The 17341-nt window shown below is 65.4% G+C and carries 12 protein-coding genes; all 12 read right to left on the reverse strand.

The features are described 5' to 3' along the window. Positions 1–61 precede the first annotated feature (61 nt). The 12 genes from ligA to ftsW all read right to left on the reverse strand — a co-directional run bounded on the left by ligA (position 62) and on the right by ftsW (position 17290). Positions 62–2215: an NAD-dependent DNA ligase LigA gene (gene ligA, locus FXV83_RS27005; protein ID WP_148742622.1), complete on the reverse strand. Its 2154-nt coding sequence runs from the start codon at positions 2213–2215 to the stop codon at positions 62–64. Between the two features lie 185 nt (positions 2216–2400). Continuing rightward, the gene (gene recN / locus FXV83_RS27010) at positions 2401–4089 is read right to left on the reverse strand and encodes a DNA repair protein RecN (RefSeq protein ID WP_148742623.1); all 1689 of its coding nucleotides are present in this window, start codon (positions 4087–4089) and stop codon (positions 2401–2403) included. Between the two features lie 13 nt (positions 4090–4102). Beyond that, positions 4103–5005, reverse strand: coding sequence for an outer membrane protein assembly factor BamD (locus FXV83_RS27015; RefSeq protein ID WP_148742702.1), 903 nt, complete (start codon positions 5003–5005; stop codon positions 4103–4105). 245 nt (positions 5006–5250) lie between these two features. Beyond that, the gene (gene lpxC / locus FXV83_RS27020; RefSeq protein WP_148742624.1) at positions 5251–6213 is read right to left on the reverse strand and encodes a UDP-3-O-acyl-N-acetylglucosamine deacetylase; all 963 of its coding nucleotides are present in this window, start codon (positions 6211–6213) and stop codon (positions 5251–5253) included. Positions 6214–6571: 358 nt separating this feature from the next. Continuing rightward, positions 6572–8368, reverse strand: a complete 1797-nt coding sequence (ftsZ, locus tag FXV83_RS27025; protein ID WP_148742625.1) for a cell division protein FtsZ — start codon at positions 8366–8368, stop codon at positions 6572–6574. Positions 8369–8455: 87 nt separating this feature from the next. Further along, the gene (gene ftsA, locus FXV83_RS27030) at positions 8456–9778 is read right to left on the reverse strand and encodes a cell division protein FtsA (RefSeq protein WP_148742626.1); all 1323 of its coding nucleotides are present in this window, start codon (positions 9776–9778) and stop codon (positions 8456–8458) included. Next, on the reverse strand, positions 9775–10803 hold the full coding sequence (locus FXV83_RS27035; RefSeq protein ID WP_148742627.1) for a cell division protein FtsQ/DivIB: 1029 nt from the start codon (positions 10801–10803) through the stop codon (positions 9775–9777). Before FXV83_RS27035 ends, ftsA begins: the two co-directional genes overlap by 4 nt. A gap of 349 nt (positions 10804–11152) precedes the next feature. After that, positions 11153–12139, reverse strand: coding sequence for a D-alanine--D-alanine ligase family protein (locus tag FXV83_RS27040; protein ID WP_148742628.1), 987 nt, complete (start codon positions 12137–12139; stop codon positions 11153–11155). A 150-nt stretch (positions 12140–12289) separates the two neighbouring features. Beyond that, entirely contained in the window at positions 12290–13207 is a 918-nt protein-coding gene (gene murB / locus FXV83_RS27045) for a UDP-N-acetylmuramate dehydrogenase (RefSeq protein WP_148742629.1), read from the reverse strand. Positions 13208–13394: 187 nt separating this feature from the next. Further along, positions 13395–14798, reverse strand: a complete 1404-nt coding sequence (gene murC / locus FXV83_RS27050) for a UDP-N-acetylmuramate--L-alanine ligase (protein WP_148742630.1) — start codon at positions 14796–14798, stop codon at positions 13395–13397. A gap of 123 nt (positions 14799–14921) precedes the next feature. Continuing rightward, complete coding sequence (gene murG / locus FXV83_RS27055; RefSeq protein WP_148742631.1) at positions 14922–16022, reverse strand: undecaprenyldiphospho-muramoylpentapeptide beta-N-acetylglucosaminyltransferase; 1101 nt, start codon at positions 16020–16022, stop codon at positions 14922–14924. A 116-nt stretch (positions 16023–16138) separates the two neighbouring features. Then, on the reverse strand, positions 16139–17290 hold the full coding sequence (gene ftsW / locus FXV83_RS27060; RefSeq protein WP_148742632.1) for a putative lipid II flippase FtsW: 1152 nt from the start codon (positions 17288–17290) through the stop codon (positions 16139–16141). Positions 17291–17341 lie beyond the last annotated feature (51 nt).

The raw sequence follows: 17341 nt of genomic DNA on the forward strand, positions 1-17341 counted from the left end.
ACCCCTCATCCGGCGCTTCGCGCCACCTTCTCCCACAAGGGGAGAAGGGAAGAATTCTCCTTCACTCCCCGATCAGCGTCAGCCACTCGTCTTCGGTCAGCACCTTGACGCCGTGCTTGTTGGCCTCGGCAAGCTTCGAGCCCGCGCCGGGGCCGGCGACCACGAGGTCGGTCTTCTTCGATACCGAGCCCGACACTTTTGCTCCGAGCCGCTCCGCGGTGGCCTTTGCTTCATCCCGCGTCATCTTCTCAAGCGAGCCCGTGAACACCACGGTCTTGCCGGCAACGGCCGAGTTGCGCTTCGGTTTCTCGGCGTCGACGATCTCGACTTCCCTGGTCAGCCGCTCGACGATGCCGCGATTGTGGCTCTCGCCAAAATAGTCTGCGATGCTCTTGATCACGGTGTCGCCGATCTGGTCGAGCGCGTCCATGTCGGCGATCGCCTCCTCGTCGCCTTTGGCAATCCTGAGGCTCGCATCGTGGAAAGCATCCCACGAGCCATAGCCGCGCGCCAGCGCCAATGCCGTGGTTTCGCCGACATGGCGCATGCCGAGCGCATAGATGAAGCGCTCCAGCGCGATTCTGCGCCGGCTTTCGATGGCGCCGAACAGATTGCGCACCGAGGTCTCGCCGTAACCCTCGATCTCTTCCAGTTTGAGCTTTGAATTGCGCTTTTCCAGCGTAAAGATATCGGCGGGCTCCTTCACGAAACCCTCGTCGAAGAAATACTGGAGCTGCTTCTCGCCGAGACCATCGATGTCGAAGGCGCGGCGCGACACGAACAGCTTGAGGTGCTCGATCTTCTGATAGGGGCAGGCGAACTCGCCGGTGCAGCGGGCGCGCGAGCCTTCCTCGCCCGCGGCCGTCTCCTCGCGCGTGACGTCGGTGTGCAGCGGGCACGGGCACTTCTTCGGGAAGTGAAACTCCTTGGCGTTGTTCGGCCGCTTGTCGATGACGACGTCGACGACCTGCGGGATGACGTCGCCGGCGCGCTGGATCACGACGGTGTCGCCGATCCGGATATCGCGGCCCTCGCGCAACACTTCGCCCTTGTTGCCGATGCCCCTGATGTAGTCCTCGTTGTGCAGCGTGACGTTCTGCACGATCACGCCGCCGACGCCGACCGGCTCCAGCTTGCCGACCGGCGTGAACGAGCCGGTGCGGCCGACCTGGATCTCGATGTCTCGCAGCACCGTCATGGCCTGCTCAGCTGGGAACTTATGCGCGATGCCCCAGCGCGGCGTGCGCGAGACGAAGCCGAGCCGCTCCTGCCAGTCGATGCGGTCGATCTTGTAGACGACGCCGTCGATGTCGTAATCGAGTTCGGCGCGCTGCTGCTCGATCGCATGATGGAAGGCGAGCAGTTCCTCGACCGAATGGCACAACTTTGTCAGCGGATTGGTCTTGAAGCCGCAGCGCTCGAACCAGTGGATCATGCCGCTCTGCGTGCCCTCGGGCATTGCGCTCATCTCGCCCCAGGCATAGGCAAAGAAGCCGAGCGGGCGCGAGGCGGTAATGGCCGGATCCTTCTGCCGGAGCGAGCCTGCGGCCGAATTGCGCGGATTGGCGAACACGGTGTCGCCCGCCGCCTTCTGCCGCTCGTTGAGCGCGAGGAAGGCATGCTTGGTCATGTAGACCTCGCCGCGCACCTCGCAGACATCAGGGACGTTGCGGCCCTTCAGCTTCTGCGGAACGTCCTCGAGCGTGCGGATGTTCGCGGTGACGTCCTCGCCCACCGCGCCGTCGCCGCGCGTCGCCGCGGTGACGAGCTCGCCGCCCTCGTAGCGCAGCGACATCGAGAGGCCGTCGATCTTCGGCTCGGCGGAGAAGCCGACCTTGTCATCGGCGAGCTTGAGGAAGCGCACGATGCGGCCGACGAAGTCGCGCACGTCTTCCTCGGCGAAGGCGTTGTCGAGCGACAGCATGGGAACGGCATGCCGCACCTTCTTGAAGCGTCCAGACGGCGCAGCACCAACCTTCTGCGACGGCGACTCTGCGCTGACGAATTCGGGAAAGCGCTGCTCGATCGCGTTGAGGCGCTGCCGCAGGGCGTCGTACTCTGCGTCGGTGACGGTGGGCGCGTCCTCCTGGAAGTAGCGCTCGTTATGTCGCTCGATCTCGAGCGCGAGCCGAGTGTGCTCGACCTTGGCCTGGGCCTTGGTGAGATCGGCGACATCGCGAAGCGGGGCTGCTTTGGATTTTGCTGCTCTGGCCATGGTGGTTGAATACGACGGACCGGGTGGGACGGTAAAGGCGGTTACGGTCTCGTGCCCCGGACGCTGCGCAGCGCTTCCCTGGCGATGCGAAGCATCGTCCAACTCAGCGGTGCGCTGCAGAGCCGGGCCCAGCAGGGCAGCATTCTGGGTCCCGGCGCGCGCTCCGCGCGTCCGGGACACAAAAATCAAGCCGTCGCCGCCCTCAGCAGCCTCTCCGCCGCCGCCCTCGCTTCGGCCGTGATTTCGGCGCCTGCGAGCATCCGCGCGATCTCCTCGCGACGGTGGTCGGCAGCCAGGGCGTTGACACGGGTGGCGACGCGCTTGCCCTTGTCGAGGGCGTCCTTGGAGATCAGCAGATGCTGGTCGGCACGGGCGGCGACCTGCGGGGCGTGGGTCACGGCCATGACCTGCACCTTGCCGGCGAGGCGTGCGAGCCGCGCCCCGATGGCGTCCGCCACCGCGCCGCCCACGCCGGTGTCGATTTCGTCGAACACCAGCGTCGGCGCCGAGCCGCGATCGGATAGCACGACCTTGAGCGCCAGCAGGAAACGCGACAGCTCGCCGCCGGAGGCGACCTTCATCAGCGGTCCCGGCTTGGTGCCCGGGTTGGTCTGCACCCAGAACTCGACGCGGTCGAAGCCTTGCGGCCCGGGCGAACTCTCGTCGGTTTCGACCTGGGTCATGAACTTTGCGCGCTCGAGCTTGAGCGGCGCGAGCTCGGCATTGACGGACTTGTTGAGCTTGTCCGCCGATTTCTGCCGCGCCATCGACAATTTCTTGGCAGCAGCGGCATAGCGGGCGTCGGCCTCGATCGCTGCCTGCTCCAGCTTCTTCAATAGCGAGGCGCCGGCATCGATCAGCACCACATCGGCGGCATATTTGGCGGCGAGCGCGGCAAGCCCATCGACCGGCGTCGAATATTTGCGCGAGGCGGCACGCAGAGCGAACAGCCGCTCCTCGATGCGTTCAAGCTCGCCGGGGTCGAAATCGGTCGCGGCCAAGGCGGCCTGGAGATGCTGGTCGGCCTCCTCCAGCGCGTTGATGGCGATGTCGATCGCCTTCACCGCCGGTTCGACCAGCGCCGGTGAATTGACGCCGCGGCGCTCCAGCCGGCGCACCGCGGCCGAAAGAGCCGAGACCGGCGAATGATTGCCACCGACGGCTTCCTGCGCCTCCCGCAGATCCGAGGCGATCTTCTCGCCCTGCATCATGGTGGTCCGGCGCGAGGCGAGCACGGTCTCCTCGCCGGCCTTGGGCGCGAGTTGCTTGAGCTCGTCGGACGCGTGGCGCAGATAGTCGGCCTCGCGCGCGGCGCGCTCCATACCGGTACGATGCTCCTCCAGCGCGGCGTTCGCACCGCGGCGCGCATCCCACAGCGCCTCCACGGCCGAGACCTCCTTTTCAAGGCCGGCGAAGGCGTCGAGGAGGCGGCGGTGGGTGGCGGCATCGACCAGCGCGCGCTCGTCATGCTGGCCATGGATCTCGACCAGCGCAGCGCCGACCGCTTTCAGAGTCTGCACGCTGATCGACTGGTCGTTGATGAAGGCGCGGGTACGGCCGTCGGCGAGCTGCACCCGGCGGAGAATCATCTCGCAAGATTCTGCAAAATTCGTATCATCCAGACCGTTTTCGGCGAGGATTTTCGCCGCGGGGTGACTCTTCGGGACATCGAACACGGCCGTAACCTGCCCCTGCTCTGCGCCATGGCGCACGAGGCCGGCGTCGCCGCGGCCACCGAGCGCCAACGCAAAGGCATCGAGCAGGATGGATTTGCCCGCACCGGTTTCGCCGGTCAAAACCGCGAGTCCGGTGGCGAATTCGATATCGAGCCGTTCGATCAGGACTATGTCACGGATCGACAGACGCGCCAGCATGGAACCCTATTTCCTAGCCGAGACCCATTTTCTTGAAGGTCTTGCTGATCCATGACCCCTGATTCTCGCTCGGCTCGAGACCGCCGGATTTTACAAGATTATATGCGTCCTTGTACCAGCGGCTGTCAGGAAAATTGTGCCCAAGCACCGCGGCGGCGGTCTGCGCCTCGCCGACGATGCCGATTGCCATATAGGCCTCGGTCAGGCGGTACAGCGCCTCCTCGACGTGGCGGGTGGTCTGGTACTGTGTCACCACGGCCTTGTAGCGGTTGATCGCCGCCGTGTAGTCGCGCTTTTGCATATAGTAGCGGCCGACGTTCATTTCCTTGCCGGCGAGCTGGTCGCGCGCGCCCTCGATCTTGGCCTTGGCGGAGGTCGCGTATTCCGAGTTGGGATATTTGCGCACCACCTCTTCCAGCGAGGCGATTGCCTTCTCGGTACGGGTCTGGTCGCGGCTGATGTCCGGGATCTGGTCGTAGTGCGAGGCGGCGATCAGGTATTGCGCATAGGCCGCGTCCGGGCTGCCGGGATGCAGCGTGACGTAGCGGGTGGCGGCGCCGATGCACCCGTCGAAGTCGCCGCCCTGATAGGACGCGTAGGCCGACATCAGCAGCGATTTGCGCGCCCAGTCGGAATAGGGATGCTGGCGGTCGACCTCTTCGAACTTCTTGTTCGCCGCCTTCATGTCCTTCTTCTCGTTCATGAGGTACAGGCCCTCATTGTAGATCTTATCGGCGGGCTCCTCGACGAAGGTGTCGTCCTTGGCGGTGAACTTGTCCCACAGCGCGCCGGTGCCGCAGCCGGCCAGCGGCAACGCGAGCAAGAAGAAGGTGGCAGCGCGGAGCAACCCACCAGCCCCGGTCCAAGCCTTTGGCGAAACCGAGAGATGTCCGCGCGTCATACGCTGTGCCGACATGAATTTAAGACCTGACGCCCTGTGATGCGGTGCCCGCCAGCCCATGAACCCGTCATGGGCGCGAAATGTGACCGTGGTGCCTGCCATGAGACCACGCCGGTGTAACCGAAAAACGATCTTCAACGAACCGGATAGGCAGGCATTCCGCCCGGATTAAGGCGAACTTGCCGCAATCCTAGCCGATCAACGTTACCAGGAGTTTCCCGGGGGAAAGCCGCAGCCAAACGCCTGCGACAGCAGGTCGGTCAGGACACGTCCGGCCCGTAGGCCGCAGCGATCCGTCCGCCAACCATGCCGCTGCCGACCTCGACGACGGGACGCGTGGTGCGACGGGCCGCCTCGCCCTCGACCACCCGCCAGGCGGTACGATCAGCGAGCAGCGCGGTCAGGACGGCGTGGTTGAGCTTGTGGCCGCCACGAACCGAGCGATAGGCACCCAGCAGCGGCAGACCGGCCAGCGCGAGGTCACCGATGACGTCCAGAACCTTGTGGCGAACGCACTCGTCGGCGTAGCGCAGGCCGTCGGTGTTGAGCAGCCGCTCGTCGTCGAACACGACAGTGTTGTCGAAGGAGGCACCGAGTGCGTAGCCCGCGCTCCAGAGCCGGGCGACATCGCACATCAGGCCGAAGGTCCGGGCACGGCCGACTTCGCGGCGGAAGCGCTCCGGACTGAGGTCGAAGGTGAAGCTCTGCTGACCGATGACGGGATTGGTGAAATCGATCTCGACCTCGGCGCGGAACCCGGTGGCGTAAGGCCGTATCTCGCCGAAGGAGCCACCGATCTTGACCGAGACCGGCTTCAAAACCTGGATGAAGCGCCGTTGTGCCGGCTGGGTGACGATTCCGGCCTGGTCGATCGCAGCAACGAAGGCCGCGGCGCTGCCGTCCATGATCGGCACTTCCGGACCGTCGATTTCGATGGTGGCGTTGTCGACACCCATTCCCCGCAGTGCAGCAAGCACGTGCTCGGCGGTCGAGACCAGCGGGCCGTCGCGATCACCGAGAACAGTTGCGAAGTCGGTCGCGATCACCTGCTCGGCCGTCGCCTGAAACTCGCGGTCACTTCCCTCAAGGCCGGTGCGGACAAAAATAAGACCTGCGTCGACAGGCGCAGGTCCAAGGGTGAGGGTGACGGGAAGACCGGAATGAACGCCAACGCCGGCCACGGAGGCTTGCGCACGAAGCGTTGTTTGCCGGCTAAATTTCATCAGGAACCGCCCCACTACGACCACTGCGACTTATACAAGTTCCGACTGACCGGCCATGGCCGCCCGTCCGAATCCGTATCCCCAAGTCACGGCAAACCATAGTCACTGCCCGAAACAGCGCCAACTCACGCTTTTTTACCGATTGTTACCCCAAACCCGCCGTATTCGCGCCAAGGCTTAACCAAATTGCGCCGAGTTTTGGGTTGATATCGGCACGTTTACTGAACCACCCAATGCATAATTAATGATTTAAAATCAGTTGCTTGGATGTGCAGTCCGCGCATTTGCGGGGCCAAAGGAAAGGTCCCGGCAAGCTTCCCGCCGGGACCTTTTTTCGTCTGCCTTATTGTAACAATCCTCAGGTCGCCTGACGCCGCAGGAACGCCGGGATATCAAGATGGTCGTCTCCCTGTGGCGCCGGCGCAACAGGTGCGGGGCGGCCGTGCATGTCGAGGCCCTGCGGCGCCGACCGGCGAGCATACTCCGATACCGGCTCATTCGAAGCGACCTGCTGCGCAACGGACCGCTGCGGCTTGCGATCGGGCAACGGCGCCATCGCCGGCCCAGCGCTGCGCGCCGCGATCGGCGGCTCGCTCTCCTCGTCGCGACGGCCGAGGCCGACATTGGCGAGGCGCTGCAGCAGCGACAAGCGGGTCTTTTGCGGAGTTTCGTCCTCGACCTCGCCGCGGGCCTGGCGAATCTCGGCCTGCGCGGGCATCGGCAGTTCATCGAGGCGCGGCATCCGCGGCGCGCGCACGGGCGGCCGCTCGGCCTGGGGCGGGATGAAGTTTTCCGGCGTCATCGGCTCCTGCATAGAGAGCGGCGCCTGCTCGGGCTCCGGGAACAGGGACGGCTTTTGCGCGATCGGGCGCACGGTGACGTCGCCATAGGTCTGCGTTGGCGCAGGCGCTTGCGGGACTTCGGCAACGGCGGCGGCGATGGCCGCGAGCGCCGCACGCTCGACGTTGGGACGTGGAGCCATGGGAGCGCCCGAGCCCGACGCAGCGGCCGGGATCTGGCCTTCCAGCTTCTGGGCGCGCTCGGCCATGCGCTGATTGTCGGCGCGCAGCCGTGCGGTCAGGTCGGCGAGACGGCTCTCGGCCACCGCGGCCGGAGCCGGAGTCTGCTGGCCCTGGGGCGCCGGGTTCGCAACCGGGGCGCTGGTGGCTTGGGTGTTGCGGGCGATCGCGGCCTGCTCGATGCCGGTGGCGACGACGGAGACGCGGATCAGGCCATCGAGCGCTTCGTCGAAGGTCGCGCCGACGATGATGTTGGCGTCCTGGTCGACCTCTTCGCGGATACGGGTCGCGGCTTCGTCGACCTCGAACAGAGTGAGGTCCTTGCCGCCGGTGATCGAGATCAGCAGGCCCTTGGCGCCCTTCATCGAGCTGTCGTCGATTAGCGGGTTGGCGATCGCGGCCTCGGCGGCGGTCAGCGCGCGCTTGTCGCCGGAGGCCTCGCCAGTGCCCATCATCGCCTTGCCCATTTCCTTCATCACCGCTCTCACGTCGGCGAAGTCGAGGTTGATCAGGCCTTCCTTGACCATCAGGTCGGTGATGCAGGCAACGCCGGAATAGAGCACCTGGTCGGCCATCGCGAAGGCGTCGGCGAAGGTGGTCTTCTCGTTGGCGACCCGGAACAGGTTCTGGTTCGGAATGATCAGAAGGGTGTCGACCACCTTGTGCAGCTCGTTGATGCCGGCTTCGGCGGTGCGCATGCGGCGGGCACCCTCGAAGTGGAACGGCTTGGTCACGACGCCGACCGTGAGAATGCCCATGTCGCGTGCGGTCTTGGCGATGACGGGAGCGGCACCGGTGCCGGTACCTCCGCCCATGCCGGCGGTGACGAACACCATGTTGGCGCCGGAGAGATGGTCGCGCAGCTCGTCGATCACCTCTTCCGCGGCGGCGGCGCCGACGTTCGGCTGTGAGCCTGCACCCAGGCCCTGCGTGACCGCCGTGCCCATCTGCACGATGCGCTGCGCCTTCGACATCGTCAGCGCCTGCGCATCGGTGTTGGCGACCACGAAGTCGACGCCCTGGAGGCCGGCCGTGATCATGTTGTTGACGGCATTGCCGCCGGCGCCGCCGACGCCGAACACGGTGATCCGCGGCTTCAGTTCGTGAATATCAGGAACATTGATATTGATGGTCATGTTTGCCTCTCGATCACGCGCGCGTGGGTTCGCCCCGGCCGGCGGCCGCGGGAGTTGATGAAAGTCGGGAATTGCGGAATAGAATCATCAGAAGCCTTCGCGTAGCCATCGCCCGACCTTTCCGAAATAACCGCCGGTCCCTGTCTTGACCTGCTGCCGCGTATGCCGCGGTTCGACATGTTCTTGGTGGACATATTGCGGGTAGACCAGCAGCCCTGCGGGCACCGCGAAGGCGGCGTTCTTCGCCTCGTTGGGCAGCCGGCCAAAACCGAGCGGACGTCCGACCCGCACGGGCCGGCCGAGAATCTGCGTCCCGAGTTCGACGAGGCCGGTGAGCTGCGAGGCGCCGCCACTGAGCACGACGCGCCCGTTGGGCTCTGCCGCGAAGGGCGAATCCTTCAGTCTGTCCCGAACCATTTCGAAGATTTCCTCGGCACGGTGCTTGACGATGTTGGCGATGGTGGCGCGGGAGACGATCTGCGGCAGATCCTGCTCGTCACCGGCCGTCGGTACAGACATCAGCTCACGCGAGTCCGATCCGCCGGTGAGGACGGTCCCATATAACGTCTTGATTCGCTCGGCATCGGCAATGGTCGCCGAGAGTCCGCGTGCAAGATCCATCGTGATGTGTTGCCCGCCGACCGCAAAGCCGGCCGCATGCACGAAGCGACCGCCGGCATAGACCGCGATCGTGGTGGTGCCCGCGCCCATCTCGACGACGGCGGCGCCAAGATCGGCTTCGTCGTCGGTCAGCACCGACAGACCGGCCACGTAAGGGCTCGCCGCCATGGCTTCGACATTGAGGTGGCAGCGCTCCACCGCCAGCATCAGGTTCCGCGCCACCGTGGCGTCGCAGGTGACGACGTTCATGTCGACGCCGAACTGGCGCGCAACCATGCCGCGGGGATCTCGGATGCCCTTGGCGCCATCGAGCGTATAGCCGACGGGCAGCGCATGCAGCACAGTGCGGCCCTCGCCGGTGGCATGGCGCATGCCGGTCGAAGTCACACGGCTGACGTCGGCGGGCGTTACCGCTCCGCCGCGGATATCGGCGGCAGCTTCAACCAATTGGCCGGAGAGCCTGCCGCCGGAGACCGACAGCAGCACGGACTCGACCCGCACCTTGGCCATCTTCTCTGCAAGCCCGACGGCCTGGCGCACCGCCTGCTCGCATTCGGCGAGATCGACCACCGCGCCGGCCTTCATGCCGCGCGACTGGATCTGGCTGTAGCCGATCAGTTCGATCGCATGGGTACGTCCGCGCAGGGCCTCGCTCGGCGCCGACGGCTTCAGCCGCGCGATCATGCAGGCGATCTTGCTGGTGCCGATGTCGAGGCAGGCGACGAGGCCGCCGCGCTTGTGCGGCATTGGCCGGGTCTTCGGGGTCTGGGTACGGTCGAGGCCGGTCATGCGGAGTCTCCGGCCTTCTTCTTCTTTTTGTCCTTGAACAGGTCCTCGCGCGCTTTGGCGGCGTCGTCGGACAGCTGCACCACCAGGCGATCGGGCAGGCGCATGTCGACCGCGAGGATGTCGCGGGAGAACAGCCTGTCGTCCTTGTCGAGCCTGGAAAGCGTCGCAAGGGCGTTGCCGACGTCCTGCTCGGGCAGGCGGATGTCGAGACCGTCCTTCAGCCTCAGGTTCCAGCGCCGCTCACCGACGTAGATCGCGGCTTTCGTCACCGAATTCACCTGCGGATAGCGCGCGAGCAAGGCCAGGAAGTCGCGAGCCTGCGTCTCGGCACCCTTGCCCACCACGAGCGGCAGCGACAGGAAGCGGCGGGACACGTAGGGCTCGAGCACGGCACCGTCGTCGGCGATCACGGAGAGCCGGCCGGCCTGCTGCCACAGCGCAAACGCCTTGCGCTCGGTGATCTCGATCATGAGCTGGCCCGGATACAGCTTCAGCACGGTCGCATCCGCGATCCAGGGATTGGCCTTGAGCTTGTCGCGGACGCCATCGGCGTCGAGGAACAGCAGCGAGGAGCGGCCGCTGACACCGCCGATCGCGAGGATCTCGTCCTGGCTGAGCTGCTTGCGGCCGTTGATCACGACGGAGGTGATGCGGAAGCCGGCCGAATTGGCCAGCGCGTTGCGGGCGTCGCCGACAGCTGTGACGAAATCCTGGAGATGGCCACCCTTGACGATGCCGAAGCCGCAGCTTCCGATCAGCAGCAGCACGGTCATGCTGATCCCGACCCGGCGCGGCAGATAGCGCTCGACCAGCGCTACCATGCGCGGCGGCGGCTCGCGCTCGATGATGGGTTTGGCTCTGGTCTTGTTCCTGATCTTGTCGCTCGCGGCAGCGCGCCTTTCGTTGCGCTTCTGCTCCACCCACTCGCGCAGAAGCACGACCGCTCCGACAGCGGCCGCCTTCAGGTCAGCTTGGGGCCTCAGCGATCTGAAAAGCGACCGGGTGAGGCTTCCTGCACCATCCATTGCACGAGCTCGTCAACAGTTTGCCCGCGACATCACGCGGGTCCTGGCGAACATGGACGTCTCGGACTTGCCGGCCGGGTGCTGGTCTTCAGCAGAAGAAGCCTTTCCCCTTCAAAGCGTTCGCTGGAGGTGAGATCACCCGCAACAGCTCACGCGCCGGCAGCCAAAGCGCCATATGCGCCGCCAGCGTTAACCTTCGGCCTTCCTGGTAAACAAAAGGTAAAGTTCGTTAACGCGGAAAGCTTTTTGCCCCGCGCTGTGAGGCATTTATGCCGCGATATCCGGCATTTTACCGGTTTTGGCCGCCAAACCGGGCGGTTTCGGCCGTTTGGCCGTTAACCAGTCCTAATTATTTCCTCACCCGCTGTTCGGCGAGCTCGATCAGGCCGCGCAGGAAGTCGACGAACGCGACGCCTTCGGCCTTCAGCGACTTGGGGTAGAGCGAAGACTTCGTCAGCCCGGGCAGCGTGTTGGTTTCGAGGTAGACCAGACCCTTGTCCGAGACAATGAAGTCCGAGCGCGAATAGCCGGTGCACGACATCGCGCGATGCGCCAGCATCGCCTGCTCTTTCAGCGCGGCGGTGACTTCGGCCGTGAAGCGGCCCGGGCAGATCTCCTGGGTCGACTTCAAAAGATATTTCGCCGCGTAGTCGAAATTGCCCTCGCCCGGAATGATCTCGATCGGCGGCAGCGCGATGATCGAACCGTCCGGCCGCTCCAGCACGCCGCAGGTTGCCTCGACGCCGGCAATGTAGGGCTCGATGACGTACTCCTCGTGCTTGGCCGCATTGCGGACGGCGACGAGGTCCTGCCTGGCGTTGACGAAGATCAGGCCATAGCTCGAGCCGTCCCGCGCCGGCTTTGCGATCAGCCTGCCGTATTCGGCAAATGCCTCGTCGATCGTCTCGAGCGCAATGTTGGCCGGCGGCGTCACGCCACCGAGCGCGGCAAACCGCTTGGCCGCGACCTTGTCGAAGGCGAGATGCGAGGAGGCCGACCCCGATCCGGTGAAGGCCACGCCGCGCGCCTCGCACGTCACCTGCAATTCGCCGTTCTCGGCGCGCCCGCCGTGCAGGCCGAGCACGAGCACGCGACCTTCCGCCTTGGCCTGGTCGAGCGCCTGCTCCAGCGGAATGCCGCGCGTGGCGGGCTTGAACTCGTCCTCGAACGGACGGGCATGATCGAGCAGCTGCTTGGATTGGACGACGTGCACCTTGTCCTGCACGTCCCAGAACCAGAGATCGGCCTCGGGCAGCGCCTGATGCATTGCCTGGGCTGAAGCGACCGAAACCAGACGCTCCCGGTTGGAGCCGCCGAAGAGGATGGTGATTTTCATAGTCCGCGATCTCTCCAACTTATCATTCCGAGGCGCGACGACGTCGCGAGCTATGATGCGCAACTGCGCATCGGAGAATCCATTTTTCCACCGTCTCTGCGGCCCGATGGATTCCGGGCTCTCGCTTCGCGAGCCCCGGAATGACGGTGATCATGGAATTCCAACCCGCTTGATTTCCCAGTGTAGCTCAATTCCGGAATTTGCCTTCACCCGTTCGCGCACGGTCTCGCCGAGCGTTTCGATGTCGTGCGCGGTGGCCTCGCCCGTGTTGATCAGGAAATTGCAGTGCATCTCCGAGACCTGCGCGCCGCCGACGCGCAGACCGCGGCAACCGGCGGCGTCGACCAGCTTCCAGGCGGAGTGGCCGGGCGGATTCTTGAAGGTCGATCCGCCGGTCTTTTCCCGGATCGGCTGCGCGGTCTCGCGATGGCTCTGCACTTCCGCCATGCGCGCGCGGATTGCTTCCGCATCCCTGAGCTCGCCACGAAAACGCGCGGAGGTGAAGATGATGGACGGATCGACGCCGCTGCTGCGGTAGACGAACTGCATGTCGGCGTTGGAGAAGACGTGCTTTGTGCCGTCGCGGCCGATGCCGGTCGCCTCGATCAGCACGTCCCTGGTCTCACCGCCATTGGCGCCGGCGTTCATGCGCAGCGCACCGCCGATCGTGCCGGGAATGCCGAAGTAGAATTCCAGCCCGCCAATATTGGCGCTGGCCGCGACTTCCGCCACGCGCTTGTCGAGCGCGGCAGCACCAGCCGTGACGACGTTGCCGCTTACGCTGGCGTCGCCGAACGCGCGCGGCCCGAGCCGGATCACCACACCTCCAATGCCGCCGTCGCGCACGATCAGGTTGGAGCCGACGCCGACGACGTAGACCGGAATGTCGTTCGGCAGATGTGCCAGGAAATAGGCGAGATCGTCCTCATCCGCCGGCGTGAACAGCACCTGCGCCGGCCCGCCGACGCGAAACCAGGTGAGCTCGGCGAGCGATTGGTTGGCGAGCAGCCGGCCGCGAAGCTCGGGTATCGCGGCCTTGAGATCGGGCGTGATGTCGGGGAAGGTCACGAGATGCCCTCACGTGAGGGAGGCACCCTGTCCCCGTTCCCTCCCCCCTTGTGGGGGAGGGTCAGGGAGGGGGGTAGCCCCAAGCGAGATAGGAGTTCGTAGCTACCCCTCTCCCCCATCCTCCCCCACAAGGGGGGAGGGAGCGCAGTTTGCCGTATGGCGGGCTGGGAGTCCTTCATCAGCATCGTCACCCCAGCGCCTTCAATTCGCCGGGCAGCGCATAGGCCCATTGCGTGATGTTGCCGGCGCCGAGGCAGACGACGAGATCGCCCGATGTCGCGAGACCATTGACGATACGCGCGAGATCCGTCACTGCCGGCAGCGCGATCACTTCGCGGTGTCCATGCGCGCGAAGGCCGGCGACGAAATGGTCGCGGTCAATGCCTTCAATCGGCGCCTCGCCTGCGGCATAGACATCGGCGACGATCACGGCATCGGCATCGTTGAAGCAGGTGCAGAATTCCTCGAACAGCGATTGCAGGCGGGTGTAGCGGTGCGGCTGCACCACGGCGATCACCTTTCCGCTGTAGGAGTCGCGCGCGGCCTTCAGGACAGCCGCGATCTCCACGGGGTGATGGCCGTAGTCGTCGATGACGGTAATGCCGTTCCACTCGCCGGTCTTGGTGAAGCGGCGCTTGACGCCGCCGAAATTTGCAATGGCGCTGCGGATCTTGTCATCCGGGATGCCGAGAGCATGTGCGACCGCAATCGCCGCGGTCGCATTCGACGCGTTGTGCCGGCCGGGCATCGGCAGCGCGAGGTCGCCGATCTCATGCGTTGTGCCGGCCTTGCGGTCGCGGATCACGACCTTGAACTTCGAGCCGCCGCCACCGGCAGTCAGGTCGAGCAACCGCGCATCCGCCTGCGGATTCTCGCCATAGGTGATGATGCGCCGATCCTCGATCTTGCCGACGAGGCTCTGCACGATCGGATGATCGATGCACATCACGGCAAAGCCGTAGAACGGCAGGTTCTCGACGAAGCTGCGGAATGCGTCCTGCACGGCCTCGAACGTCTTGAAGTGGTCGAGGTGCTCGGGGTCGACATTGGTAACGATCGCGACTTCGGTCGGCAGCTTCAGGAACGTACCGTCGCTCTCGTCGGCTTCCACCACCATCCAGCCGCCGGCGCCGAGGCGCGCATTGGAGCCATAGGCATTGATGATGCCGCCGTTGATGACGGTCGGATCGAGGCCGCCGGCGTCGAGCAGCGTCGCGACCATCGTGGTCGTGGTGGTCTTGCCATGGGTGCCGGCAATGGCGACGCAGCTCTTCAGCCGCATCAGCTCAGCCAGCATCTCGGCGCGGCGCACCACGGGAATGCGCTGCGCGCGCGCCGCCATCAATTCCGGATTGTCGCGCTTGATCGCCGAGGACACCACGACGACGTCGGCCCCGTCGACGTTCTCGGCCGCGTGGCCGACTGAGACTTTTGCGCCCTTCTTGCGCAGCCGATCGAGATTGTAATTGTCGGAGGCGTCCGAGCCCTGCACGGCATAGCCGAGATTGACCAGCACCTCGGCGATGCCGCTCATGCCGATCCCGCCGATCCCGACGAAGTGGATGGGTCCGATCTCGCGCGGCAGTCTCATGCTCTGTTCCCTGACCTTGCCGCCTGCGAAGGCGGCATTTGGCGAAGGTGACGGCTCAAATCAGCCGCGTGCCCTTGTATTGGATGCCCCGCTTTAGAAGGCGATGACAAGGGCTTTTTCGCGTCAGATTCCCGCAACTTTGATCACGAGATCGGCGAGCCTCTCGGCAGCATCGAGCCGCCCCGCCCCCTTCGCCGCCACAGCCATCGCCGCAAGGCGCACCGGCTCGGCGGCGAAGCCGGAGATTTCCGCGGCAAGACGGTCCGAGGTGAATTCCGTCTGCGGGATGCGGATCGCGCCGTCGACCTTGGCCAGCACGCCGGCATTGGCGAACTGGTCCTGATCGATCGAGCCGGGCAGCGGCACCAGGATCGAGGGCCGGCCGATCGCGGCAAGCTCGGCAACGGTGCCGGCGCCGGAGCGCGAAACCACCAGATGGTTGGAGGCGAGCCGCGCCGGCAAATCCGTGAAGAACGGCGCAAGCTCGGCATTGATCTTGAGCCTGTCGTAGACCGCACGCACGCGCGCCATGTCCTCGTCGCGCACCTGCTGGGTGAGGATCAGCCGACCCCACAGCGCGGGCTCGAGCCGCTCGATCGCACCGGGCACGATGTCGGCCATGATGCGCGCACCCTGGCTCCCGCCGACGACGAGCAGTCGCAGCGGGCCGCTCGCTTCGGGCGCAGAATATTTCACCGCGGCAGCCGCGAGGATCGCTGGCCGCATCGGCGTGCCGACCGTCGTGGTTTTGCCGGCAAGCGCCGGATCGCGGTCGAGCACGCCGGGCAAGGACGTCGCGATGGCGCGGACGCGACTTGCGAGGAAGCGGTTGGCGCGGCCGAGCACCGCATTGGCGTCGTGAATGATGCCGGGGACGCCGGCGAATTTCGCCGCGACCAATGGCGGCAGGGTCGGATAGCCGCCGAAGCCGACGACGGCGACCGGCTTCAGACGCTTGATCAGACCATAAGCAGACAGCGTGCCGGCGGCGAGCGTGAGGCCGGCATAGGCGAGCTGGAGCGGGTTGCGCCCGCGCGCAGTCTCGCTTGCGACGACGTCGATCATGTCCTTGCTGAACAGCCCGCTGTAGCGCAGCGCGCGCTCGTCGGTGACGAGGCGCACGCGAAAGCCGCGCCGGATCAATTCGACGCCGAGCGCCTCGGCCGGAAACAGATGGCCGCCGGTGCCGCCCGCGGCGAGAAGAATCAGGGGAGACGTGTCCATGGAGACGCCTTTTACAAGGTCTTTCTCGTCATTGCGAGCGAAGCGAAGCAATCCAGACTGCCTCTGCGGAGACAGCCTGGATTGCTTCGTCGCTTCGCTCCTCGCAATGACGAAAACTACGCGTAGCTGCGCATCGCCTCGGCGTGGCCACTTGCCTCGACCTCGGTGCGCGGGCGCAGCCGGGTCAGCGCCAGCATCATGCCGACGCCGTAGGCGAGCGACACGATCGAGGAGCCGCCATAGGAGATGAAGGGTAGCGTCATGCCCTTGGCGGGGATGAGCTGGAGGTTGACGGACATGTTGATCGCAGCTTGAACGCCGAACAGGATGGCAAGCCCGGAAGCTGCGAAGCGCGAGAACATGTCCTCATTGGCATAGGCGCGCGACAGCGTGCGGATGACGACGAAGGCGAACAGCGTCAGCATGGCGAGGCACAGGATGATGCCGAACTCTTCGGCCGCGACCGCGAACACGAAATCAGTGTGGCTGTCCGGCAGGCTGCGCTTGGCAATGCCCTCACCCGGTCCGAGCCCGAACCAGCCGCCGTTGTAGAAGGCCTCCATCGCGGTATCGACCTGGAAGGTGTCACCGGAAGCCGGATTCATGAAGCGCTTGATGCGGCCTGCGACGTGCGGAACGAACAGATAGGCGCTGAACAGGCCGGCGGCGGCAGCGCCCGCAAGGCCGAACACCCAGATCATGCGCATGCCCGCGATGAAGAACAGCGAGCCCCACACCATCAAGACCAGCATGGTCTGGCCGAAATCCGGCTCCATCACGAGCAGCGAGACCAGCATCAGCAGCAGCACCAGCGCCATCGAGGTCGCCGGCATCTCAGGCCGCCTGGTCGATTCCGCGAAAAGCCAGGCCGCGACGACGACGAACGAAGGTTTGGCGATTTCAGAGGCCTGGATGTTGACTCCGAGCAGCGTGATCCAGCGCCGCGAGCCCTTCACCTCCGGGCCGATCGCGAGCGTCAGCACGATCAGGATGATGCTGGCCGCGAAGATGATCAGCGCCGAGCGGCGGATCGCGCGCGGCGACAGGAAGGAGACGCCGACCAGCACGATGCAGGACGGCAGGAGAAACAGCACGTGGCGGCTGAAGAAATGGAAGGGATCGAGCCCGATGCGGGTCGCAACCGGCGGGCTCGCCGCCAGCGACAGGATGACGCCGGTGAGCATCAGCGCCAGGATGGCGCCCATCAGCGGCTTGTCGACGGTCCACCACCACTCGGAAAAGGGGGTGCGTTCTTCACGGGAGAGCATGGGCGGCCGCTTTCGGACAGAGGTCGGTCCATTGGTCGCCGAGGTTGGTTT

The organism is Bradyrhizobium hipponense (assembly GCF_008123965.1).
GTDB classification, from domain to species: Bacteria; Pseudomonadota; Alphaproteobacteria; order Rhizobiales; family Xanthobacteraceae; genus Bradyrhizobium; species Bradyrhizobium hipponense.

Bases quoted from the DNA above. Each gene is read 5' to 3' on its own strand.
- ligA (WP_148742622.1), bottom strand. From the start codon at position 2,215: ATGGCCAGAGCAGCAAAATCCAAAGCAGCCCCGCTTCGCGATGTCGCC.
- recN (WP_148742623.1), bottom strand. From the start codon at position 4,089: ATGCTGGCGCGTCTGTCGATCCGTGACATAGTCCTGATCGAACGGCTC.
- FXV83_RS27015 (WP_148742702.1), bottom strand. From the start codon at position 5,005: ATGTCGGCACAGCGTATGACGCGCGGACATCTCTCGGTTTCGCCAAAG.
- lpxC (WP_148742624.1), bottom strand. From the start codon at position 6,213: ATGAAATTTAGCCGGCAAACAACGCTTCGTGCGCAAGCCTCCGTGGCC.
- ftsZ (WP_148742625.1), bottom strand. From the start codon at position 8,368: ATGACCATCAATATCAATGTTCCTGATATTCACGAACTGAAGCCGCGG.
- ftsA (WP_148742626.1), bottom strand. From the start codon at position 9,778: ATGACCGGCCTCGACCGTACCCAGACCCCGAAGACCCGGCCAATGCCG.
- FXV83_RS27035 (WP_148742627.1), bottom strand. From the start codon at position 10,803: ATGGATGGTGCAGGAAGCCTCACCCGGTCGCTTTTCAGATCGCTGAGG.
- FXV83_RS27040 (WP_148742628.1), bottom strand. From the start codon at position 12,139: ATGAAAATCACCATCCTCTTCGGCGGCTCCAACCGGGAGCGTCTGGTT.
- murC (WP_148742630.1), bottom strand. From the start codon at position 14,798: ATGAGACTGCCGCGCGAGATCGGACCCATCCACTTCGTCGGGATCGGC.
- murG (WP_148742631.1), bottom strand. From the start codon at position 16,022: ATGGACACGTCTCCCCTGATTCTTCTCGCCGCGGGCGGCACCGGCGGC.
- ftsW (WP_148742632.1), bottom strand. From the start codon at position 17,290: ATGCTCTCCCGTGAAGAACGCACCCCCTTTTCCGAGTGGTGGTGGACC.